Source organism: Streptomyces thermocarboxydovorans, assembly GCF_039524635.1.
In the GTDB taxonomy this organism is placed as follows: Bacteria; Actinomycetota; Actinomycetes; order Streptomycetales; family Streptomycetaceae; genus Streptomyces; species Streptomyces thermocarboxydovorans.
The window spans coordinates 85,988-107,077 of record NZ_BAAAGU010000013.1 but is presented as its reverse complement, the minus strand read 5'-3'; the positions used below and the strand labels follow the sequence as shown (position 1 = coordinate 107,077).

The 21,090-nt window shown below is 72.9% G+C and carries 21 protein-coding genes and 2 pseudogenes; 14 read left to right on the top strand and 9 right to left on the bottom strand.

Annotation, left to right across the window (positions count from 1 at the left end; genetic code table 11):
• The first annotated feature begins 19 nt into the window (after nt 1–19).
• The 5 genes from ABD198_RS08590 to ABD198_RS08570 all read left to right on the top strand — a co-directional run bounded on the left by ABD198_RS08590 (nt 20) and on the right by ABD198_RS08570 (nt 5,988).
• A complete protein-coding gene (locus tag ABD198_RS08590) occupies nt 20–295 on the top strand; it encodes a MoaD/ThiS family protein (RefSeq protein ID WP_167996234.1) in 276 nt (91 codons plus the stop codon).
• Between the two features lie 440 nt (nt 296–735).
• Nucleotides 736–939 (top strand): cold-shock protein, encoded by a 204-nt coding sequence (locus tag ABD198_RS08585; protein ID WP_004986573.1) that lies wholly within the window; start codon nt 736–738, stop codon nt 937–939.
• Nucleotides 940–1,301: 362 nt separating this feature from the next.
• On the top strand, nt 1,302–2,924 hold the full coding sequence (gene groL / locus ABD198_RS08580) for a chaperonin GroEL (RefSeq protein ID WP_343999072.1): 1,623 nt from the start codon (nt 1,302–1,304) through the stop codon (nt 2,922–2,924).
• 249 nt (nt 2,925–3,173) lie between these two features.
• Complete coding sequence (locus tag ABD198_RS08575) at nt 3,174–4,301, top strand: NADH:flavin oxidoreductase (RefSeq protein WP_343999070.1); 1,128 nt, start codon at nt 3,174–3,176, stop codon at nt 4,299–4,301.
• A 133-nt stretch (nt 4,302–4,434) separates the two neighbouring features.
• Nucleotides 4,435–5,988, top strand: coding sequence for a carboxylesterase/lipase family protein (locus ABD198_RS08570; protein WP_343999068.1), 1,554 nt, complete (start codon nt 4,435–4,437; stop codon nt 5,986–5,988).
• Between the two features lie 27 nt (nt 5,989–6,015).
• Here ABD198_RS08570 and ABD198_RS08565 read toward each other — a convergent pair whose 3' ends face one another.
• The 3 genes from ABD198_RS08565 to ABD198_RS08555 form a co-directional block, all read right to left on the bottom strand.
• Nucleotides 6,016–6,585, bottom strand: coding sequence for a hypothetical protein (locus ABD198_RS08565; protein ID WP_343999067.1), 570 nt, complete (start codon nt 6,583–6,585; stop codon nt 6,016–6,018).
• A gap of 189 nt (nt 6,586–6,774) precedes the next feature.
• Entirely contained in the window at nt 6,775–7,710 is a 936-nt protein-coding gene (murQ, locus tag ABD198_RS08560; RefSeq protein ID WP_343999066.1) for an N-acetylmuramic acid 6-phosphate etherase, read from the bottom strand.
• Between the two features lie 121 nt (nt 7,711–7,831).
• The gene (locus tag ABD198_RS08555) at nt 7,832–8,779 is read right to left on the bottom strand and encodes a MurR/RpiR family transcriptional regulator (RefSeq protein ID WP_343999064.1); all 948 of its coding nucleotides are present in this window, start codon (nt 8,777–8,779) and stop codon (nt 7,832–7,834) included.
• Between the two features lie 55 nt (nt 8,780–8,834).
• Between ABD198_RS08555 and ABD198_RS08550 the strand changes: the two genes are divergently transcribed.
• Both ABD198_RS08550 and ABD198_RS08545 read left to right on the top strand, forming a co-directional pair.
• Nucleotides 8,835–9,266: a hypothetical protein gene (locus ABD198_RS08550; RefSeq protein ID WP_343999062.1), complete on the top strand. Its 432-nt coding sequence runs from the start codon at nt 8,835–8,837 to the stop codon at nt 9,264–9,266.
• Nucleotides 9,263–9,523 (top strand): annotated as a pseudogene (locus tag ABD198_RS08545) (DUF4031 domain-containing protein); the annotation flags it as partial. The gene ABD198_RS08550 and the pseudogene ABD198_RS08545, both read left to right, overlap by 4 nt.
• A 185-nt stretch (nt 9,524–9,708) precedes the next feature.
• Here the strand turns inward: ABD198_RS08545 and ABD198_RS08540 are convergent.
• Complete coding sequence (locus ABD198_RS08540; protein ID WP_343999059.1) at nt 9,709–10,371, bottom strand: HD domain-containing protein; 663 nt, start codon at nt 10,369–10,371, stop codon at nt 9,709–9,711.
• A 205-nt stretch (nt 10,372–10,576) separates the two neighbouring features.
• On the opposite strand from ABD198_RS08540, the gene ABD198_RS08535 reads away from it, so the two are divergent.
• The 3 genes from ABD198_RS08535 (at nt 10,577) to ABD198_RS08525 (ending at nt 12,380) form a co-directional block, all read left to right on the top strand.
• Complete coding sequence (locus ABD198_RS08535; RefSeq protein WP_343999057.1) at nt 10,577–10,780, top strand: DUF397 domain-containing protein; 204 nt, start codon at nt 10,577–10,579, stop codon at nt 10,778–10,780.
• A gap of 138 nt (nt 10,781–10,918) precedes the next feature.
• Nucleotides 10,919–11,596 (top strand): maleylpyruvate isomerase family mycothiol-dependent enzyme, encoded by a 678-nt coding sequence (locus tag ABD198_RS08530; protein ID WP_343999055.1) that lies wholly within the window; start codon nt 10,919–10,921, stop codon nt 11,594–11,596.
• 94 nt (nt 11,597–11,690) lie between these two features.
• A complete protein-coding gene (locus ABD198_RS08525) occupies nt 11,691–12,380 on the top strand; it encodes a copper homeostasis protein CutC (RefSeq protein ID WP_343999053.1) in 690 nt (229 codons plus the stop codon).
• 184 nt (nt 12,381–12,564) lie between these two features.
• Here ABD198_RS08525 and ABD198_RS08520 read toward each other — a convergent pair.
• Nucleotides 12,565–12,831: pseudogene (locus ABD198_RS08520) on the bottom strand (ATP-binding domain-containing protein); the annotation flags it as partial.
• Nucleotides 12,832–13,006: 175 nt separating this feature from the next.
• On the opposite strand from ABD198_RS08520, the gene ABD198_RS08515 reads away from it, so the two are divergent.
• A complete protein-coding gene (locus tag ABD198_RS08515) occupies nt 13,007–13,210 on the top strand; it encodes a hypothetical protein (protein WP_343999051.1) in 204 nt (67 codons plus the stop codon).
• 86 nt (nt 13,211–13,296) lie between these two features.
• Nucleotides 13,297–13,686 carry a hypothetical protein gene (locus ABD198_RS08510; protein ID WP_343999049.1) on the top strand — a complete coding sequence of 130 codons (390 nt, stop codon included), beginning with the start codon at nt 13,297–13,299 and terminating at the stop codon, nt 13,684–13,686.
• 19 nt (nt 13,687–13,705) lie between these two features.
• Here ABD198_RS08510 and ABD198_RS08505 read toward each other — a convergent pair whose 3' ends face one another.
• The 3 genes from ABD198_RS08505 to ABD198_RS08495 form a co-directional block, all read right to left on the bottom strand.
• Nucleotides 13,706–15,349 (bottom strand): DNA repair helicase XPB, encoded by a 1,644-nt coding sequence (locus ABD198_RS08505; protein WP_343999048.1) that lies wholly within the window; start codon nt 15,347–15,349, stop codon nt 13,706–13,708.
• A 96-nt stretch (nt 15,350–15,445) separates the two neighbouring features.
• Nucleotides 15,446–15,637 (bottom strand): hypothetical protein, encoded by a 192-nt coding sequence (locus tag ABD198_RS08500; RefSeq protein ID WP_343999046.1) that lies wholly within the window; start codon nt 15,635–15,637, stop codon nt 15,446–15,448.
• Between the two features lie 562 nt (nt 15,638–16,199).
• A complete protein-coding gene (locus tag ABD198_RS08495) occupies nt 16,200–18,809 on the bottom strand; it encodes a helicase-associated domain-containing protein (protein WP_343999045.1) in 2,610 nt (869 codons plus the stop codon).
• 119 nt (nt 18,810–18,928) lie between these two features.
• Between ABD198_RS08495 and ABD198_RS08490 the strand changes: the two genes are divergently transcribed.
• Entirely contained in the window at nt 18,929–19,987 is a 1,059-nt protein-coding gene (locus tag ABD198_RS08490; RefSeq protein ID WP_343999044.1) for a hypothetical protein, read from the top strand.
• Nucleotides 19,988–20,132: 145 nt separating this feature from the next.
• A complete protein-coding gene (locus ABD198_RS08485; RefSeq protein WP_343999042.1) occupies nt 20,133–20,789 on the top strand; it encodes an HAD family hydrolase in 657 nt (218 codons plus the stop codon).
• Here ABD198_RS08485 and ABD198_RS08480 read toward each other — a convergent pair.
• A complete protein-coding gene (locus ABD198_RS08480; protein WP_343999040.1) occupies nt 20,768–21,016 on the bottom strand; it encodes a hypothetical protein in 249 nt (82 codons plus the stop codon). The genes ABD198_RS08485 and ABD198_RS08480 overlap by 22 nt on opposite strands.
• Nucleotides 21,017–21,090 lie beyond the last annotated feature (74 nt).

Sequence of the window (21,090 nt, the reverse complement as noted above, 5' to 3'; positions counted from 1 at the left end):
TCGACCGGAGGTCCACACCATGAGCGTCACCGTCCGCATCCCGACCATCCTGCGCACCTACACGGGTGGCAAGGCCGAGGTCACGGCCGAGGGGTCCACCCTCGCCGAGGTCATCGAGGACCTGGAGAAGAACCACACCGGGATCGCCGCCCGGGTCCTGGACGACCAGGGCAAGCTGCGCCGGTTCGTCAACGTCTACGTCAACGACGACGACGTCCGCTTCGAGCAGGGCCTTGAGACCGCCACCCCGGACGGTGCGGGCGTGTCCATCATCCCGGCCGTCGCCGGCGGCTGATCCCCGCCGGACATTACCCTCGGTAACGTCGATTACCGAGCGTTCACCGTGTTGCCCCCTCCGTGAGAGATGCGGAGGGGGCAATTCCATGGGGTTGAGCGCGGTAGAGTTGGGGAACGCGCTCCCGATCCAGCGATCGAGCACCCTGAATTCCTGCCGTACGCCCGACTGGAAATGGCCAAAGTGCGGGCGCTTTTCGCGGCTTTTGCGGCATTTGTACGGCCCGACTTGCCCTGAATTCGGGTGAATTCTCGCCACATTCCGGACCGGTGTCGTCCAGATTTCTCGTCCGATTGACCTGTTGCAGACGGCAGTTGGACAGATACATTCAGCCGCGGTCGACGCGTTCCGGCGCACGCCCCCAACCGTTGGGGGGTGAGGTCTGACCCGGATCCGCGAAGTGTGGATCTGTGCAAGGGCCAGTAATAGGGGAGTTAGGCATGGCTCAGGGCACCGTCAAGTGGTTCAACGCGGAGAAGGGGTACGGCTTCATCGCGGTCGACGGTGGTGCGGATGTTTTCGTCCACTACAGCGCGATCCAGATGGACGGCTACCGCACCCTGGAAGAGGGCCAGCGGGTCGAGTTCGAGATCTCGCAGGGCCAGAAGGGCCCGCAGGCCGACATGGTTCGCGTCACCGCCTGAACGCTTACCAGCCGCAGGCATCGTTCACTGACGAAGGGCTCGCACCCCGCCGGGTGCGGGCCCTTCGCCGTGCCGGGACCACGTCCTCCGGACATGCCGGGACCAGGGGATACGGGGCGCGCGACACCCCTGCGAGCGCCGCCGGGAGCCTGTCCGAACCCTGGAGGGCGCTTGCACTCGCATGGGTCGAGTGCTAATCATTGGGCGTTAGCACTCTGAAGGTGAGAGTGACAGCGGAAGGACCGGGTCGGTGAGGCCCGCAGGCCGGGTGGGGCAAGGAACCACAAGGCGTGCGAGCCGTCCGTCGCGGGCGCGGGCGCGGTCCGAAGGAATCACCCCCAGTCCTGGAGGGACCACTTCACATGGCCAAGATCATCGCGTTCGACGAGGAGGCGCGGCGCGGCCTCGAGCGCGGCATGAACCAGCTCGCGGACGCCGTCAAGGTGACCCTCGGCCCCAAGGGCCGCAACGTCGTCCTCGAGAAGAAGTGGGGCGCCCCCACGATCACCAACGACGGTGTCTCCATCGCCAAGGAGATCGAGCTCGAGGACCCGTACGAGAAGATCGGCGCCGAGCTGGTCAAGGAAGTCGCCAAGAAGACGGACGACGTCGCCGGTGACGGTACGACCACCGCGACCGTGCTCGCCCAGGCCCTGGTCAAGGAAGGCCTGCGCAACGTTGCCGCCGGTGCCAACCCGATGGCCCTGAAGCGCGGCATCGAGAAGGCCGTCGAGGCCGTCTCCGCCGCCCTGCTGGAGCAGGCGAAGGACGTCGAGACCAAGGAGCAGATCGCCTCCACCGCGTCCATCTCCGCCGCCGACACCCAGATCGGTGAGCTGATCGCCGAGGCGATGGACAAGGTCGGCAAGGAAGGCGTCATCACCGTCGAGGAGTCGCAGACCTTCGGTCTGGAGCTGGAGCTCACCGAGGGCATGCGCTTCGACAAGGGCTACATCTCGGCGTACTTCGCCACCGACATGGAGCGTATGGAGGCCGTCCTCGACGACCCCTACATCCTGATCGCCAACTCCAAGATCTCCAATGTCAAGGACCTGCTCCCGCTCCTGGAGAAGGTCATGCAGTCGGGCAAGCCGCTGCTGATCATCGCCGAGGACGTCGAGGGCGAGGCCCTGTCGACCCTGGTCGTCAACAAGATCCGCGGCACCTTCAAGTCCGTCGCCGTCAAGGCCCCGGGCTTCGGCGACCGCCGCAAGGCCATGCTCGGCGACATCGCCATCCTCACGGGCGGCGAGGTCATCTCCGAGGAGGTCGGCCTCAAGCTGGAGAACGCCACCCTCGACCTGCTGGGCAAGGCCCGCAAGGTGGTCATCACCAAGGACGAGACCACCATCGTCGACGGTGCCGGCTCCGCCGAGCAGGTCCAGGGCCGCGTCAACCAGATCCGCGCCGAGATCGAGAACAGCGACTCCGACTACGACCGCGAGAAGCTGCAGGAGCGCCTGGCCAAGCTGGCCGGCGGTGTGGCCGTCATCAAGGCCGGTGCCGCCACCGAGGTGGAGCTCAAGGAGCGCAAGCACCGCATCGAGGACGCCGTCCGCAACGCCAAGGCGGCCGTCGAGGAGGGCATCGTCGCCGGTGGTGGCGTGGCCCTGCTGCAGGCCTCCCAGGTCTTCGAGAAGCTGGAGCTCGAGGGCGACGAGGCGACCGGTGCCAACGCCGTGCGCGTGGCCCTGGAGGCCCCGCTGAAGCAGATCGCCGTCAACGCCGGCCTCGAGGGCGGCGTCGTGGTGGAGAAGGTCCGCAACCTCACCCCGGGCCACGGCCTGAACGCCGCGACCGGCGAGTACGTCGACCTGATCGCCGAGGGCATCATCGACCCGGCGAAGGTGACGCGCTCCGCGCTGCAGAACGCCGCGTCCATCGCCGCGCTGTTCCTCACCACCGAGGCCGTCATCGCCGACAAGCCGGAGAAGGCCGCTGCGCCGGCCGGCGGCGGCATGCCGGGCGGTGACATGGACTTCTGATCGGCCTCAGCGTCGATCGAACGTCCCGCGTTCACAGCCGAGGGCGGCACTCCCCGCGAGGGGGGTGCCGCCCTCGGGCGTTTCACGGCCGCTGAGCGGAGGGCTGGGACGGGAGCGTCGCGGGGACGAGGCTGTGGTTCGGATCACAAGCAGGGACCGGAATGGCCGCATCCCCGCGGTGGTTCTCCTTGACGTGCGTTGAATGCATACGCACATACCAAGCGGTACCTTCCCCGTCAAGGAGCCCTCGTGACCGTCACCATCGCCGACTCCGCCTCCCGGGCCGCCGACGTCCTGTCCCGTCCGGTGACCATCAACGGTCTCACCGTGCCGAACCGCATCGCCATGGCGCCGATGACCCGCATGTTCTCCCCGAACGGCATTCCCGGGGAGGACGTCGCCTCGTACTACGCCCGCCGCGCCGCCGCCGGTGTCGGGCTGATCATCACCGAGGGCACGTACGTCGGACACCCCTCCGCCGGGGGCAGCAGCCGGGTGCCCCGCTTCCACGGCGAGGAGCAGCTGGCGGGCTGGGCCAAGGTGGCCGAGGCCGTGCACGAGGCCGGCGGCCGGATCGTGCCGCAGCTGTGGCACATCGGCATGGTGCGCCAGGAGGGCCAGGGCCCGTTCCCCGAGGCGCCGGCCGTCGGACCCTCCGGGCTGCGGATCGACGGCACCGAGGGCGGCCGCACCATGACCAAGACGGACATCGACGACGTCATCGCCGCCTTCGCCGAGGCCGCCGCCGCTGCCGAGCGCATCGGCTTCGACGGAGTCGAGCTGCACGGCGCCCACGGCTATCTGATCGACCAGTTCCTGTGGTCCGGCACCAACCGCCGCACCGACGCCTACGGCGGCGACCCGGTCGCCCGCGCCACCTTCGCCGCCGAGATCGTCGCGGCCGTCCGGGAGGCGGTCTCGCCCGGGTTCCCGGTCATCTTCCGCTACTCGCAGTGGAAGCAGGAGGCCTACGACGCCCGGCTCGCCGAGACGCCGGAGGAGCTGGAGGCGATCCTCGCCCCGATCTCCGCGGCCGGTGTCGACGCCTTCCACGCCTCGCAGCGCCGCTACTGGGTGCCCGAGTTCGAGGGCGCCGACCTCAACCTCGCCGGCTGGACCAAGAAGCTGACCGGCAAGCCGGCCATCACCGTCGGATCGGTGGGCCTGGACGGGGAGTTCATCGAGGCGTTCCAGGGCGCGGGCGCGGCACTCGGCAGCATCGACAACCTGCTCGACCGCCTGGAGCGCGACGAGTTCGACGTGGTGGCCGTCGGCCGCGCACTGCTCCAGGACCCCAACTGGGCGGCCAAGGTGCTGTCCGGCCGGTTCGACGAGCTGACGCCGTACGACGCGGCCTCCCTGAAGACGCTGAGCTGACGCGTTCCGCCCGCGCGGACGGAGCGGGGCGGGCGTAGGGTCGTGCATGCAAGACCGACCGGTACGTATGAACGCCCCTGCCGCGAGGGGCACTTGCTCCCTCGCGCCGCCCCCGCACGCGTGAGGAGAGCCGATGACGACGTCCCAGTCCCGTCCGCCGTCCGGTGACGCCGCCCGCCCCGAGCCCGTCGTACGGACCGCCGCCGGTGCCGTGCGCGGGCGGTACGAGGGCGATCTGGCGGTGTTCCGCGGCATACCGTTCGCCGAACCGCCCGTCGGCGAGGCCCGGTTCGCCGCGCCCCGGCCGGTGCGCGGCTGGGACGGCGTGCGGGAGGCGTACGCCTTCGGGCCGCCGCCCCCGCAGGACGCGGCTCTGCAGGGGCGGGCCGTCGTGGACAGCCTGCCCACCGGCGACGACTGGCTGACCGTCAACGTCTGGACGCCCGAGCCCGGTCCGGCCGCCCGCCGGCCGGTCATGGTGTGGATCTACGGCGGCTCCTTCCGGCTGGGCCACTCCGGCAGCCCCGGCTACGACGCCCGGCGGATCGCACGGGACGGCGACGTCGTCGTGGTCACCCTCAACTACCGCCTGGGGATGGAGGGTTTCGCGCACATCGAGGGGGCGCCCGCCAACCGGGGACTGCTGGACCAGGTGGCCGCGCTGGAGTGGGTGCGGGACAACATCGCGGCGTTCGGCGGCGACCCCGGGCAGGTCACCGTGTTCGGGGAGTCGGCGGGCGCCGGGTCGATCGCGGCGCTGCTGGCGATGCCCCGCGCGGCGGGGCTGTTCCGGCGGGCGATCGCGCAGAGCGTGCCCGGCACGTACTTCTCCGACGCCCTCGCCCGTGACCTCGGGGCCGCGCTCGCCGCCGAGGTCGGTCTGCGGCCGACGGTGGCGGACCTGTCGACGGTGGACCCGCGCAAGCTGACGGCCGCCGGGGAGACGCTGGGCCCGAAGATGCCCCGCTCCGTGGACCGCTGGGGGCAGGCCGCGCCCACCCTGACCCCGTACGCGCCCGTCGTCGACGGCGAGGTGCTGCCGCGCACGCCCTGGCAGGCGCTCGCCGAGGGCTCCGCCCGGGATGTGGAGCTGGTCACCGGGCACAACCGCGAGGAGTTCCGCCTCTTCATCGCCCTGGGCGGCCGGCTCGGGCAGATCACCGCCGAGCAGGCGGACCGCGCCCTGCGCATGTACGCCCCCGGCCCCGGCGGAGCCCACGCCTACCGCGCCGCCTTCCCGGACGCCTCGCCGGGCGAGCTGTACGAGCGGGTGCAGACCGACTGGGTGTTCGCCATGCCCACCCTGAAGCTGGCCGAGGCGCATCTGGCCGGCGGCGGACGGGCGCACCTCTACGAACTCACCTGGCCGGCACCCGGCCTGGACGGCGCGCTCGGCGCCTGCCACGGCCTGGACATCCCGCTGCTCTTCGGCACCTTCGAGGCCGACCTGGGGATGCTGATGTTCGCCGGGGCGCAGCCCGGCGAGGACGTCAAGGCGCTGTCGTCCCGGTTCCGGGCCGCCTGGACGGCGTTCGCCCGCACCGGCGACCCGGGCTGGCCCGCCTACGACACCGAGCGGCGGCTGGTCCAGGTACTGGACACCGAGCCGCGCGTCGAGCCCTACCCGGAGGAGGCCTCCCGCCGCCTGTGGGCGGACTACGAGTTCAAGCCCCTGCCGCTGCTCTGACCCCGGCCCCCGTGCCCTCCTTGGGGCCTACAGCCCGCCCATCGGCTCGATGTCGGTCCGCACGGGGGTCCCCCACACGCGCAGCACCTCGTAGTCGGTGAACTCGTGGACCAGCCGGTAGGCCGTGGCGGGCCGGGGGCCGCGGCGCTGGGCCGCGAGGTACAGCTCAGCCTCGCGGCGGTCCCGGCGCGGCGTGCCGCACAGCTGCCAGGCCTGGCCGTTCCACGCCTCCGGCAGCCACCGCTGCTGCGGCTGCGGGCGGTCGCCGCGCACGCCGTAGCGGGACGGGGCCGGGTCGGGCGACCGGTACTGCGGGGCGGGGCCGGCGTACTCGGCGCGGCGGGCGGCGCGGCGCCGGGTCTCGCACAGCAGGCACAGGTCCGGGGCGCTCTCGTCGACCGGACCGGTGGGGTGCTCGGGGCAGCGGGTGCGGGGCACCTCGGTGGTGACGGTCTCGTCCAGCAGCTCCAGGGCGCGCCTGAGGTCGGCCCTCACCTCGTGCAGCCGGGCGTCCGGGGTGTCGGCGGAGAGCGCCTCACCGTGCTCGCCGAGCACCCGCAGGGCCCGGCCCAGTGCGGTGAGCTGCGCGTGATTCATGGCGGTGTCTCCGTGGTCGGGTTCGCTTCAGTATCCGGGCCGGCCGGAGGGCCGCGTACGATGCCTCGTTCGGAAAAGGGGCCGTAGGAAAGGGTAGGGGCCGATGAGCGGGGCGGGGACGGCGCCGGCAACGGTAGCCGAGGAGGGCGGGGTGCCGGGGCCGCGCGGGGCCGCCGGGTCGGTGCTAGGTCAGCTCCCCGCGGCCTCCAGGGCCGCCCGCAGGTGGCCCTGCGCGTCCTTCAGGAGATGGGCGGCGGTCGCGGCGTCGACGCCGGTGAGGAGGGTGAGGATCGCGGGCTTGACCTCGCCGTCGGTGGCGGCCAGGGCGCTCTCGATCGCGGCGTCCTCCGCCCCGGTGGCGAGGGCGACGATGCGATGGGAGCGGGCGCGCAGCTTGGCGTTGGAGGCGCGGACGTCGACCATCAGGTTCCCGTAGGTCTTGCCCAGGCGGATCATGGTGATCGTCGACAGCATGTTGAGCACCAGCTTCTGGGCGGTGCCGGCCTTCAGACGGGTGGAGCCGGTGAGGAGCTCCGGGCCCACCACGACCTCGATGCCGTGCTCGGCCGCCGCCGCCAGCGCGCTGCCCGCGTTGCAGGACAGGCCCACCGTGAGCGCGCCCCGGGCGCGGGCCCAGGTGACGGCGCCGACGGCGTACGGGGTGCGGCCGGAGGCGGAGATGCCGACCACCGTGTCGTCGGCGGTGAGATCCAGCGCGGCCAGGTCCGCCTCGGCCAGCTCCCGCGAGTCCTCGGCGCCCTCGACGGAGGTGACCATGGCGTCGGGGCCGCCGGCGATGAGCCCGACGACCTGACCGGGGGCGGTGCTGAAGGTGGGCGGGCACTCGGAGGCGTCCAGCACGCCCAGCCGGCCGGCCGTGCCGGCGCCCGCGTAGATCAGGCGTCCGCCGCGCGCCATCCGGTCGGCGACGGCGTCGATCGCGGCGGCGATCTCGGGCAGCCGCTCGGCCACGGCGGCCGGCACGGTGGCGTCCTCGCCGTTCATCAGGCGGGCGATCTCGAGGGTGGGCAGCCGGTCGATGCCGGCCAGCTCCGGCCGGTAGGCCTCGGTGGTGAGGGATGCCAGCTCCGTGCGGACATCACGCGGGTCGGATGCAGAGGTCATGGGCGGGGCGGCTCTTTCGGGTCTCTTCTCGGCGGGGGCGGTGCGACATCCCAGGGGGCGCGGGGACCTGCGCGGCCGGCCCGCACCCGTACGCGGCTCACCACGGCGTCCCGGACACCCCCTAGGGACCCTTGCGGCCGGCCCGGTGCCGGTGCGCCAGTGCCTCGTACGAGGCGGACAGCGCCGGCGCAGCCGACTCGTACGTCCGCTGCGCCACCCCGACGAACAGGCAGTCCACCACCAGCAGCTGGCCCGTGCGCGAGGACATCGCCGCCGGGCGCAGTTCGCTCTCCCGCGCCGTGGAGGTGGTCAGCACATGATCGGCGTACTGGGTGACCGGGCTGTCCGGCCGCCCGGTGATCGCCACCGTGGTCGCCCCGCGCTCGAAGGCGACCCGGAGCGGTTCGATGACGTCGCCGGTGGAACCGGAGTGGGTGATCGCGATGGCCACGTCGCCCGAGCGCAGCTGCACCGCGTTGGTCACGGCGAGGTGCGGGTCGCTGTGGGCGTGGGCTATGAGCCCTATGCGCAGCAGCTTCTGGGTGAGGTCCTGGGCGACCAGCCCGGAGGCGCCGACGCCGTAGACGTCGGTCCGGCCCGCCGAGGCGAGCGCGGTGACGGCGGCGCCCAGCTGCACGGTGTCCAGCCCGGCCGCGGTGTCGGCCAGGGTCTGCTGCTCGTCGTAGGCGAGCTTGGCGACCACGTCGGCGATCGGGTCGTCCACCGCGATGTCGGTGGTGATGGCGGGCGCCCGGCCCGACTGCTGCTGGGCGGCGAGCCCGGCCAGGGCCAGGCGCAGATCGCGGTAGCCGGGGTAGCCCAGCAGGCGGGCGGTGCGCACGACGGTGGCCTCGCTGGTGCCGGTGAGCTCGGCGAGGCCGGTGACCGTGAGCGCCGCGCAGCCCGCCGGGTCGTTCGCGACGGCCTCCGCGACCCGCTGCATGGAGCGGGTCATCGACGGGGCCAGCGTGCGTACCTTGGCCGCGAGGGCGGCGGGCGCGGGCGGTGCGGAGGCGGAACCGCCGGGGCCGCGCTCCCTCGCGAAAATTTCCTTCACTTCACTGGTCACAGATGAAAGATATTTTCGGCTCCGTGGTGCGGTCAAGAGTGCGCACAATAGGGACATGACCCCCTCCGACCCGCACGGTACTTCGGGCGACGCCTCTCCCGCTGCCCGCGTCAGCCCCTTGGAACAGGCGCTGCACGCGGCGCGCGCCCTGGTGCTCGCCGATCTGATGGCGCGCGAGGTGGCCGAGGCGGACGTGGTCTCCCTGGTCGAGGAGTCCGTGGCCCGGCGCCGCTGGTGGGTCGAGCAGTGGCCGGAGGGCTCCGCCTACCTCGCCGGGCTGGTCGCCCAGGACGTGCAGGACGCCCTGCTGGAGCGGTACGGCCGCTGGCCGCTGTGCCCGGTGTGCGGCTCCGGTGACCCGCACGCGCTGGAGGTGGAACCGGAGCTCGGACCCGACCCGCACTGGGTGTGCGCCAAGGCCGGCGTGAAGGTCGCGGCGGTCGGCGCGCTGGGCGCGGCGACGGGCGGCGGGGCGGCCGAGTCGTGACGCTCTACATCGACCCGCCCACCTGGCCGGGCCATGGCCGCCTCTGGTCCCACCTGGTCAGCGACCACTCCTACGAGGAACTCCACGCCTTCGCCGAGCGGCTCGGCGTCCCGCGCCGCGCCTTCGAGCGCGACCACTACGACATCCCCCGCCAGCGGTACGCGGACGCGGTGCGCGCCGGGGCGCGGGAGGTGAGCAGCCGCGAGGTGGTGCGGCTGCTGCACGCGGCGGGGCTGCGCAGGCGCAAGGGGGCCGTCTGGCCGGGCGGTTCACGTGACGTCCAGCCGGGCAGCTTGGGGAACTCGCAGCCGGGCGATGCGCTGAACCTTCAGCCGGGCGGCTCGCGGAACTCGCAGCCGGCGGGTTCGCTGCGCTGAACCTCAGCTGACCTGTTCGCGGAACTCGTAGGTGAGGCGGGCGGAGTCGACCGACCGGACGAAGGCTACGAGGACGGCGGCACCGGCTGCGACAGCATTTCCAGCTCCCCGCGCATGTTGTGGCGGGCGGTGGCCTCCCAGTGCTCCCGGCCGTAGGGCGTGCGGAACAGGCGCGGCAGATCGAGGAGTTGACGCAGAACCGCGGCCCGGCCCTCGCGGAAGGCGTCCGCGGGCACGAAGTGGTACTCCTCGCGGACGGCCGCCGTGTAGTGGGCGTACGCCGAAGGCGGCGAGCCCAGGATCGCCAGGTCGGCGTCGCAGAGCACCTGCCCGTCGCGGTCGCCGTCGGCGGGATCGTGCGTGACGGTGAGCCGGACCAGCCGGGCCACCTCGGCGACCTTGTCCCCCGGCACCCCGGCCTCGGGCAGCGCCCGCTCGGCCAGCCGCGCCGACCGCTCCTCGTTCTCCGACCGCTCCGGCAGATACACCGCGTCGTGGAACCAGGCCGCCAGCCGCACCACGTCGGGGTCGTCGGCGTACGCCTGCAGCTCGTCGACGTGGTCCAGCACCGCGGTGAGATGCGCGACCGTGTGATAGTGCCGCCGCGGCTCCTGCCAGCGCCTGAGCAGATGGTCGGCGTAGGGCCCGGGGTCGGGACCCCCGGCGCCGCCGCGGGCACTTTCGAGGGCGCGGGCGAATCGGGCACGCAGGGCGTCGAGATCGGCCATGCCGCCCATTGTTCCTGCTGCGCCGGTCTCCGTCGTTCCCGCAGTGCCGATCGCCGTCGGCATCCGGGCGGCGGCCGGTGCACCGACCGGATGGGCCGGTCCTCGTACGCGACGCCGCACCTGCTCCGGCATCGGTACGGTGTGGCGAAGATCTGTCCCCTGCCGAATCCGTGCGTCACATCGAGAAGTTGCTGCAAGGAGACCTATGAACACCGAGCAGTCCCAGGCACAGCAGCTCCACTGGTTCAAGTCCAGCTACAGCGGTGGCGAGGGCGGCGAGTGCATCGAGGTCGCCGCTCTCCCCCACTCCGTCCGCGTCCGCGACTCCAAGGACACCGGACGGGGCTCCTTCGCCGTGTCTCCTGCTTCCTGGTCCGCCTTCGTCGACCACACCGGTCGCCGTCACTGACCGGAAACAGGCGGCGATCTTGGCGTGACGGCCGCCCGTCGGCTGCACCAGGTCCTCGGGCCGCTCCTTCGGGGCGGCCCGAGTGCCGTGTCGCGAGGTGTCCCTGCCAGGGGAATCGAGCCGCACTAGCGTGGGGGCATGACGACTCCTGCGGATGTGCAGAACGTACGTGACCCCGAGCTGCCCGGGCGGCTGCTGGCCGTGGAACGGGACGCGCTGATCCCCCTGCTGCGCAGCAGGGCGGAGGAGGACTTCGCGCTGCCGGTGGCGGCGTGCCCCGCGTGGACGGTGCGGGATGTGCTGGCGCACTGTTCGGCCGCGCTGACCCGGGTGGTGGAGAACCGCTTCGAGAAGGGGGCCTTCTCGCCCGAGTCCAACGACCGGGACATCGCCGAGCGGGCCGGGTGGAGCAACGCCCAGGTCGTGGACGAGCTGGAGCGCGGGATGACCGAGGCGGGCCCGGCGATCGCCAAGGCGGGCGGTGCGCTGGATCTGATCGCGCTGGGCGAGTGGGTGCACGCCGGTGATGTGCGCGTGGCCTTCGGCGAGCCCGGCGCGTACGCGGGCGCGGGACTGCCGTACGCGCTGGCGCTGCTGGCGCAGGCGACCACGGAGCGGGGCCATGTGCCGCTCCACGCCGACCTCGACGATCTCGACGAGCCGCTGCGGCTCGGGGACGCGACGGGGCAGCGGCCGCCGGCCCGGTTCATCGGGGACGGCTCGACGCTGGTGCGCCTGTACGCGGGGCGGCCGGTGGACCGGCCCTACGAGCTGGCCGGGGTGGAGGCGGCGGAGCTGAACATCCTCGGTGACTGATCGGGTGAGCGGCGTAGTCTAGATTGGACTAGACCTCTCGGGCCCTGTGGCCCGGAGCCGCCCGTAGCCGCCCGACGCCGAGGAATGGGGTCCCATGAGCAAGCGTGCAGTCCTGGAGGTGATCGCCCTCGACGTCGAGGACGCGGTCGCCGCCCAGGCCGGAGGTGCGGACCGCCTCGAGCTGGTCACCGACATGTCGGCGGACGGGCTCACGCCCTCGCCCCGGACGGTGGCCGCGATCCGCGGGGCGGTCGACCTCTCCCTGCGGGTGATGCTGCGGCTGTCCGACGGCTTCGCCGCGGGGGACGTGGGCCGGCTGGTCGGGGTCGCGGGGGAGATGCGGGCGGCCGGTGCCGAGGAGTTCGTGCTGGGCTTTCTGCATGCCGACGGGGCCGTGGACCTGGACGCGGTGGAGCGGGTCGTCGGGGCGCTGGACGGGTGCAGGTGGACGTTCCACCGGGCCATCGACCGCGCCGCGGACCGGGACGCACTCCGCAAGCAGCTGGACGGGCTGCCGGGGCTCGACACGTACCTGACCGCCGGGGCGGCGGACGGGGTGGACGCGGGCCTGCCGACGTTGGTGCGGGAAGCGGGGCTGCGGGGAGAGCCCGGGTACGAGCAGCAGCTCCTGGTGGGCGGCGGCCTGCGCCTCGATCACGTGCCGGCGCTGCGGGAGGCCGGGATCGATGCGTTCCATATCGGCGGAGCCGCCCGGCCGGAGGGGTGGGGCGGTCCGGTTTCCGCGGAGGCGGTCGCGCGGTGGAGGCAGGTTCTGGACGGCTGAGAGGGGGGCGGTTTCTGCGCGGTGCCGGGTGCGGGTCGGTGGTGGCTGGTCGCGCCCGCGCGGCGGAGCCGCATATTGATACGGCCCCGCGCCCCTCAGGGAGTTGCTGTTCCGCTCGTACGGCTTCGCGCCCCTGGGGGAGTCGCTGTTCCGCTCGTAAGGCCCGTGGTCCTGGGGGAGTTGATCAGTCCGTCAGCTGTTCCGGCAGGGGTGCGGTGTGAGTGATGATCAGGCCGGAGACCGCACGGGTGAGGGCCACGTAGAGGCGGCGCAGGCCGGTGGGTTCGTCGGGCTCGGCGTCGATCACGGCCGCCGGTTCGTCGAGGACGACGTAGTCGTACTCCAGGCCCTTCGCCAGGGAGGCGGGGACCAGGGTCAGGCGGGTGCCCTCCGTGGTCTCCTCGCCCGGTGCCAGGTGCGGCAGGCCCGCCGCCGCGAGGGCCTCGGCCCGCTGCCGGACCCCGCGACCGGCGGCAAGATCCGAAAGACAGGCCCTACTAGGGGGCGTGTCCGTCCGGCGGCGGGAGGCGGTCGCTTCCCGTCGGCCGGGAGACGTACGCGCGGGGCCCGGGAATGGGGCCTTTGGACCGATGCCCGAAGGGTGGGGGCGGAGTCACCATGGAGACATGAGTGCAGCAGCCATCCACCCAGTCACACCACCGGGTCGGCCACCGGCCGGCGCGACCCCGCTACGAGGCGAACACCACCACCCGCTCGGCGACGCCCTGCGTGCCGTCAAGGTCTTCCTGCGCGCCGCCTTCGACGTCATCGTCCTCGGCGAGTACGCCGAGGAGGCCGGCGTCCGCCGCAAGGACCACACCCGCTCCTGAGCACACCGTCACGTGAGTACTCCCGCCCCTCCGATTGAGTACGCCGACTGGTGCGTGGGCACCGACTGTGCGCCTTCACTGGCGGTATGAGCCAGTCGAGCCCTCACCCGATCACTCCGAAGCCCGCATTCCAGCTCCCGGCGGCCGACCACGATCGCCGAGCCTGGGTGGCGCCGGCCGTCGCGACCGCGCTGTTGTTCTTCCTCGGCCCAGCCGCGCTGTTCTTCGGAGGGCTCTCTCCCATGGCGACCGACGCCTGCGGCCCCGACAACTGCTCGCAGGCGCTCATGACCCGGCTGACCCTGATCGAAGGCACGATGTTCTACGGCGGTCTGCTGACCTCCGGGGCCTGGGTCACCTCGTGGGTGCTGCCCTGGACGCATCGCTGGTCGATGTGGCGGGCGCTGGCAGCGGCCCTGTCGCTGATGCCGTCTCTGTTCGTGCTGATGCTGGTGATGAGCCTGCCGCAGGGGTAGGGCGCCGGAGCGCTGACGCTCAGCTCTCCGCGAGGAGTTCGTCCGCGTCCATGATCCGGTAGGCGTAGCCCTGTTCGGCGAGGAAGCGCTGGCGGTGGGCGGCGAAATCCTGGTCGATGGTGTCGCGGGCGACCACCGAGTAGAAGTGCGCCTGATGGCCGTCCGCCTTGGGGCGCAGCACGCGGCCGAGCCGCTGGGCCTCCTCCTGGCGGGAGCCGAAGGTGCCCGACACCTGGATGGCGACCGTCGCCTCGGGCAGGTCGATGGAGAAGTTCGCCACCTTCGACACGACCAGGACGTTGATCTCGCCCTCCCGGAACGCGTCGAACAGCTTCTCCCGCTGCGCGTTGGACGTCTCACCCTTGATCACCGGCGCGCCCAGGTGCTCCCCGAGCTCGTCGAGCTGGTCGATGTACTGGCCGATCACGAGGATCTGCTGGCCCTCGAACCGCCGGACGATCGCCTCGGCGACCTTCCGCTTGGTGTCCGTGGTGGCGCAGAAGCGGTACTTCTCCTCCGTCTCGGCGGTGGCGTAGGCGAGCCGCTCGGAGTCGGTGAGGTTGACGCGGACCTCCACGCAGTCGGCGGGCGCGATGTAGCCCTGCGCCTCGATCTCCTTCCACGGCGCGTCGAACCGCTTGGGGCCGATGAGCGAGAACACGTCCGACTCGCGGCCGTCCTCACGCACCAGCGTGGCGGTCAGGCCCAGCCGGCGCCGGGCCTGGAGGTCGGCGGTGAACTTGAAGACGGGCGCGGGCAGCAGATGCACCTCGTCGTAGACGATCAGACCCCAGTCCCGGGAGTCGAACAGCTCCAGGTGCGGGTAGACACCCTTCCGCTTGGTGGTCAGCACCTGGTACGTGGCGATGGTGACGGGACGGATCTCCTTCTTCGTCCCGCTGTACTCGCCGATCTCGTCCTCGGTGAGCGAGGTGCGCCGCACCAGCTCGTGCTTCCACTGGCGGGCCGAGACGGTGTTGGTGACCAGGATCAGCGTGGTCGACTTCGCCTGCGCCATCGCACCGGCCCCGACCAGGGTCTTGCCCGCGCCGCAGGGCAGCACGACGACACCGCTGCCGCCGTGCCAGAAGTTCTCCACCGCCTGCTTCTGGTAGGGCCGGAGCTTCCAGCCCTCCTCGCGCAGCTCGATCGGGTGCGCCTCGCCGTCGACGTACCCGGCGAGGTCCTCGGCGGGCCAGCCCAGCTTCAGCAGCACCTGCTTGATCTGCCCGCGCTCCGAGGGGTGCACGGCGACCGTGTCGGGGTCGATCCGGGCGCCGACCAGCGGGGCGATCCGCTTGGAGCGCAGCACCTCCTCCAGGACCGGCCGGTCGGTGGTGGTGAGGACCAGCCCGTGCGCCGGGTGCTTGACCAGGCTGAGCCGGCCGTAGCGGTCCATGGTCTCGGCGATGTCGACCAGCAGCGCGTGCGGCACCGGGTAGCGGCTGTACTGCACCAGCGCGTCGACGACCTGCTCGGCGTCGTGGCCCGCCGCCCGCGCGTTCCACAGGCCCAGCGGGGTCACCCGGTAGGTGTGGATGTGCTCCGGGGCCCGCTCGAGTTCGGCGAACGGCGCGATGGCGCGACGGCAGTCGTCGGCCTGCTCGTGGTCGACCTCGAGGAGCAGGGTCTTGTCGGACTGGACGATCAGCGGACCATTCACGCGCGGCTGCCTTTCTGAGACGGGCTCGGCACGGGCACACACGGCCAAACGTCCAGTTTGCCTGATCGTCCGCCCGCCGGGGCCGGAGCGGGCGAGCTACTTCAGCGCGGGCAGCGTGAGGTTGTTCACCAGCGGTCCCTCGACCTGGACGCCCTCGGTGACCAGCGGTTCCCCGCCGGTGACGGGCAGGGGCAGCGGCAGCGCGGCGGCGGCCGGGGCGAGCCCGGCGAGCAGGACACAGGCGGTGGCGGTGCAGAGGGCGAGAGCGAGAGCGAGCGGGAGACGCACGGGCGGCCTTTCACTTGTTGCGGATTGCGGATTGCGGATTGCGGATTGCGGGTTGCGGGTTGCGGATCGCGGCTTGCGGATGGCTGCGGATCACTTCTTGCGGGTCTCCTGGTGCGGATCACCTCTTGGGAATCACTGCTTGCACGGGGACGGGCCGGTCCCGGGGACAGGGACCGGCCCGCGAGAACGAGAACGGAGTAGGTGTCGGAGCGCGTCAGAGAGTCACGCCACCGCCGAGGTCGATGCCGACCGCCGCCGCGTCCGCGGCGAAGGCGCCGAGCAGCGCCACGGTGGAGGTCAGGACGGCAGCGACCCGACGAACGGCACGTCGCATGGGGACTTCCTTTCTGTTGCACACGAACGGGCCCGGCTGATCCCCGGTCGGCTGATCCCGGCCCGTTCAGGGACACCCGGTGGCTGCCCCGCGCCCGGCGCCGGAATGCGGACACGCCCCCAAGCTCGCCCGGTCGTTGGAAGTCTCCGGCGTGGCGTGCATGAATTCCGCCGTACACCCGTAGGTGTGAGGCCCGCCTGGGTGTCAGGCGGGCTCCCGGCGGCCCGGTCAGTCGTCCTCGGCGAGCTCCGCCACGCCCGTGATCCGGTGCAGCGGGTAGGTGCGCACCTCGTCGGCGGTGTGGTCGTACGCCGTGACGAAGCCGCCCTCGACGCGGATCGGGGCGATGACGCGCTGGCTGGCCGCGCCTTCGGCGTTGACGTAGCCGATCCACAGCGCCTCGCCGGTGAGGACGGCCGCCTGCATGGCGGCGAGGGTCTCGGCGGCGGTGGTACGCGGCAGCCCGCCGCTGCCGCCGCTCCCGGAGCCGTCCGGGGCGATCTGCTTGCGCGGCGTCGTGGAGGCGCGGTCACCGGCGCGGATGGCGCGGATCGCGGCCGTCAGCAGCGTGTCGTCGGGGACGGGAGGCCCCTCCGGCACCGGCTCGGGGGCCGAGCGCGGCGGGGTGCGGTAGGCGTGGGCGCGGCTGATCAGCACATCGCCCTCCGCCGACTCGGCGGCCGGCGCGAACCCCATCGCGCGCAGCCCCTCCAGCAGCGCGGCCGGGTCCGTCTGCGCGGCGAGCACGGTCGGCGCCAGCCGGCGCAGGCCCAGGCCGGCGGCGCGCCGGTCGGCGAGGATCTCGTTCAGCATCGCGTCGTCGTCGCACCGGACGTACGCCGAGGCGGCGCCGACCCGCAGCTGCCCGTGCCGCCGGGCCACGTCGTCGATCAGGTACGTCAGCGGCTGCGGCACCGGGGTGCGGGAGTGCGCGGCGAGGAAGGCGTGCAGATCGGCGGCGGTCTGCCCGGCGTCCAGCGCGCGCCGCACCGAGCCCGGCGTGAACCGGTAGACGGTCGCACCGCCCTTGGACTCCACGTCCGCCAGCACGCCCAGCATGTCGGCCAGCGGCCGCTGCAGCGGCCCCGGCGCGACCGCCGTCAGGTCGGCCTGGAGCAGCACATGGTCCAGCGGCTCGGGCAGCTGGGGCGCCAGCAGCCGGGCGGCGGCAGCGGAGGCGGCGGCCTGCTCGGCCGGCGGCAGGGGCGTGAGCGGCGGGGCAGGCCGGTGATGCACCGGCAGCTTGTCGCCGGGGCCCTCCGGCTCGGCCTCCGGCTCCGGTGGCGCGGGCGCGCCGATCAGCGCCCGTCCGTGCGCGGAGAGCGCGCCGCGCCCGGTGATCCCCAGCAGTTCCGTCTCGGAGAGGGTCCAGCGGGCGATGCGGGTGCGCAGGTCGTCGCCCGTGTCGCCCCCGGTGTTCTGCCCGCCGCGGCCGTTCTGCCCGCCGCGGCTGTTCTGCCCGCCGCGCAGCGGGCGCTCCCAGTGCAGGCGCGCCAGGACCGACTCCGGGACCGGCGCGGCACCCGCCGGGAGCCCGGCCAGCAGGGCCAGCACCCGGTGGCGCACCTCCGGGGCGGCCGAGCGGTCGAGGCCCGGGCCGAGCGCGGACAGCGCGCGGTCCTTCGCGTCCCGGCCGCCGACCAGCCCGGAGACGCGGGTCGCCGTCAGCCAGGCGGTCGCCAGGCGGGCCCAGCGCTCGGCGGCGGGCCGCTCGCGCCACTCGTCGTAGGCCGGGGTCGCCGCGTACCGCTCGTCCGCCTCGCCGTCGGAGGCGATCAGTCCCGCCGCGTACGCCAGCTCCACCCAGAACGCGGCGACCGGCTCCGGCACGTCCAGGGCGACGGCGGTGCGCTTGAGGTCCCGCACGCTCAGGCCCCCGGCCCGCAGCACCGAGGGGCCGCCCTCGTCCCAGTCCTTCAGCAGCTCCTCGACGGTGGCCAGCGCGGTGTACGCCTGGGCGGCCGCCGCCGCGTCCACAACTTGTGGACGGTGCGCCGCCGCGGTCTCCACCGGCGGCGGCACCGGCTCCGGCGTCCGGTGCGCCCGGCCGCCGCGCAGGTGCAGCGCCACCTCACGGGGCAGGACGACCGTGCCGGGCGCGGTCGGCAGCAGCAGGCCCCGGTCCAGCAGCCAGCGCAGCCTGGGCGCCGGGTCGGCGGTGACCTGCCCGTACGGCGGGCCCCACACCAGCCGTTCCAGCACCTGGAGCGACTCGGCCGGCGCCCCGGCGAGCAGCGCCGCCATCCGCCGGCGGTCGGTGAACAGCTCGGTCAGCGCGGCCACCGCGGACACCGAGTCGTGGGTGGACGGCAGCCCCGCGGCCGCGAGGATCTCCTGGATGCGCCCCGGCGACATCCCGGTGGTGGCCTCCTGCACGGTCGGCCCCAGACCGGTCGGGGACGGATGCTGCGGCGACGGGGACAGCAGCTCACGGGCGGTGCGCACCAGCCGCAGCCGGTCGTCGCCGCCCCACACCAGCGCCTGCTCGCGCAGCGTGCCCAGCGCGTGCGGCAGCGCGGCGGCGACCGCCGGGTCGCCCTCGTCGCCCGCCATCAGGCCGAGCAGTTCCTCGTACGTCGCCGGGTCCGAGGCCACGGCGAGCGCCTCCGCGGTCTGCAGCGCGAACCGGTCCAGCCGCTCCAGCGCGCGCACCACCGAGGCGCGGGTCCCGGCGCGGGTGGCCAGCTGGGTCAGGTCGGTCGGCACGGGCGTGATGAGGTCCGGCCTGCTGCGCAGCAGCGCGGCCAGGGAGGCGTCGTCCCGCCCCCTGAGCGCCTCCGCCAGGGAACGGGGGGCCGCGGCCGACGAGGCCGGCACGGGCTTGTCCTCGGTGCTCATCCGACTCACGGTAGCGGGTGGCCACGCCGCGGGGGGCCCGGGAGTTGGGTCGGCCGGTGCGACTCGCGATACGGTCGTGCGACCGGGTGTCCCAACACTTCAGCCCCGGAGGGGACTTCGTGGGTATCGAGAGTGACCAGGTCGTCTACGAGTATCTGAGCCGGGTCGGCGACGTGGCGCAGCAGCGGCAGTTGCCGTCGGCGGACCGCATGCGGCTGGTCGCCCGGCTGCGGGACGAGATCGACCGGCGGCGCGCCAGGGCGGTCGTCGACTCGCCGGCCGCCGTCCGCCGGATCATCTCCCGCCTGGGGACGCCGGACGAGGTGGTGACGGCGGCGTCCGAGGGGGCGCAGGGTTCTCCGGAGCCGGCCGCTCCGGCGCCGCGTGCGGCGGTGCCGCTGCAGCGGGACGGTGAGCGAGGTGAGCGGGGCGATCGGGGCAGGGCCGGCAAGGGCGTACTCCGGAAGGTCATCCCACGCACCCGCCCCGCGGACCAGCCGGACGGCGGTACGGAGGCGGCCTCTTCCACCGCGGCCGCGGCCCCGGCCGCTCGGGAGCGAACGGACGGACCGTCCCCGCCCCACCGGGCCGGCATGGACGAGATGGGGGACACCTCGCGGCCCGACTGGTGGCAGGTGGACCGCGGTCCGCTCGGGGTGGGCGACGAGGTGCCCGGATTCACCGGCGGAATCGAGATCCCCGAACTCCTCAGGCCGCCGCAGCCGAGGGAGACGGAGGAGAAGCAGGCGGAGCCGGAGACCGAGGCCGAGCTCGAGGCCGAGGCCGAGGTCGAGACTGAGCCGACCCGGCGCCGTAGCGTGCGCCTACTCTCCCGTAAACGCAACTGGCAGAACCCCATGCTCCTGCTCGCCGCCGGGCTGCTGGTCGCAGGAACGGTGCTGGGGAATCTCTTCGTCCTGCTCTTCGGCTGGCTGATCGCGTACGCCTCGCGGCGGCTGACCCCGGCGGAGGTCAAGTGGGCGGTCGTCATCCTGCCGGGCCTGGCGCTCACGTCGGGCGTGGTGTGGCTGTGGGGCCGGACCAACCGCGGCTGGGGCGATCCGATCGCCGAGGGCGCGATGAACGAGGCGATCGCCGAGACCTGGCCCTGGGTCGTCCGAGGCGCAGCTCTCGCCTCCGCGGCCTTCCTCGTCTGGCGCTCCCAGCGCCGCAGGTGACCCGGGGTTTTTCCGGCCGGGGGTAGATCGCGCACCCCAGCGCTGACGGGATGCGCGATCTACCCCCGGCCCGCACGCACGCCGGGTGTCACTGAGCCGGCCTCCGCTGGAGGCGCAGCCGGCGCTGCCCTGGACAATGGCACCCATGGCTTCCACCGACGTGAACGTCCCCCCGCCCGGTCCCACCGTGGGATTCGATCTCGACATGACCCTGATCGACTCCCGCCCAGGGATCCACGCCTGCTACGTCGCGCTGGCGGAACGCACCGGCACCCGTATCGACGCCGACCTCGCCGTCACCCGCCTGGGCCCGCCCCTGACGGAGGAGATGGCGAACTGGTTCCCCGCCGAGCAGGTGGAGGAGATGGCGGCGATGTACCGGGCCATGTACCCGGCGCACGCGATCGAGCCCACGCTCGCCCTGACCGGCGCCCGTGAGGCGATCACCGCCGTGCAGGAGGCAGGCGGCCGCGCCCTCGTCGTCACGGCCAAGCACGAGCCGAACGCCAAGCTGCACCTGGAGCACCTCGGCCTCGAGCCGGACGCCGTGATAGGCGACCTGTGGGCCGAGCAGAAGGCCGTCGCCCTGCGCGAGCACGGCGCGAGCGTCTATGTGGGCGATCACGTGGGAGACGTGCGCGGCGCCCGGGCCGCCGGCGCGGTCTCCGTGGCCGTCGCCACCGGGCCCTGCGACCCCGACGAGCTCCGCGCGGCCGGCGCGGACGTCGTACTGCCGGATCTGAAGGAATTTCCCCGGTGGTTTTCGGACTACTGCTCCGACTACCGTCCCGCCCGAGCCTGACGCCGCCCCGCCGCGACCGAGCGCAGAACGCCCGCGCCCGCCATCAGGAATCCGACCGCCATGAGCATGCTCAATCCGAACATGTACGTCGGAAAGGGCTCCGTTCCGAGGAACAGCGGGGCCACCGTGACCAGTGTGGCCACAGCACCGATGAAGAAGACGATGGCACCGGCACGGACCAGACCGTCACCGGGCGCGGCGGAATTCGCTTGGGTTTTGTCACGCACCCGACCAGGGTAGTTCCCAGCGCGTAGGGAACAACCGGGTGACGTCTTGTCACCGGCCTGAAGACCATTAGCCT

Bases quoted from the DNA above. Each gene is read 5' to 3' on its own strand.
- groL (WP_343999072.1), top strand. From the start codon at position 1,302: ATGGCCAAGATCATCGCGTTCGACGAGGAGGCGCGGCGCGGCCTCGAG.
- ABD198_RS08495 (WP_343999045.1), bottom strand. From the start codon at position 18,809: ATGAGCACCGAGGACAAGCCCGTGCCGGCCTCGTCGGCCGCGGCCCCC.
- ABD198_RS08540 (WP_343999059.1), bottom strand. From the start codon at position 10,371: ATGGCCGATCTCGACGCCCTGCGTGCCCGATTCGCCCGCGCCCTCGAA.
- ABD198_RS08565 (WP_343999067.1), bottom strand. From the start codon at position 6,585: ATGAATCACGCGCAGCTCACCGCACTGGGCCGGGCCCTGCGGGTGCTC.
- murQ (WP_343999066.1), bottom strand. From the start codon at position 7,710: ATGACCTCTGCATCCGACCCGCGTGATGTCCGCACGGAGCTGGCATCC.
- ABD198_RS08485 (WP_343999042.1), top strand. From the start codon at position 20,133: ATGGCTTCCACCGACGTGAACGTCCCCCCGCCCGGTCCCACCGTGGGA.
- ABD198_RS08585 (WP_004986573.1), top strand. From the start codon at position 736: ATGGCTCAGGGCACCGTCAAGTGGTTCAACGCGGAGAAGGGGTACGGC.
- ABD198_RS08510 (WP_343999049.1), top strand. From the start codon at position 13,297: ATGAGCCAGTCGAGCCCTCACCCGATCACTCCGAAGCCCGCATTCCAG.
- ABD198_RS08590 (WP_167996234.1), top strand. From the start codon at position 20: ATGAGCGTCACCGTCCGCATCCCGACCATCCTGCGCACCTACACGGGT.
- ABD198_RS08570 (WP_343999068.1), top strand. From the start codon at position 4,435: ATGACGACGTCCCAGTCCCGTCCGCCGTCCGGTGACGCCGCCCGCCCC.
- ABD198_RS08535 (WP_343999057.1), top strand. From the start codon at position 10,577: ATGAACACCGAGCAGTCCCAGGCACAGCAGCTCCACTGGTTCAAGTCC.
- ABD198_RS08515 (WP_343999051.1), top strand. From the start codon at position 13,007: ATGAGTGCAGCAGCCATCCACCCAGTCACACCACCGGGTCGGCCACCG.
- ABD198_RS08525 (WP_343999053.1), top strand. From the start codon at position 11,691: ATGAGCAAGCGTGCAGTCCTGGAGGTGATCGCCCTCGACGTCGAGGAC.
- ABD198_RS08550 (WP_343999062.1), top strand. From the start codon at position 8,835: ATGACCCCCTCCGACCCGCACGGTACTTCGGGCGACGCCTCTCCCGCT.
- ABD198_RS08530 (WP_343999055.1), top strand. From the start codon at position 10,919: ATGACGACTCCTGCGGATGTGCAGAACGTACGTGACCCCGAGCTGCCC.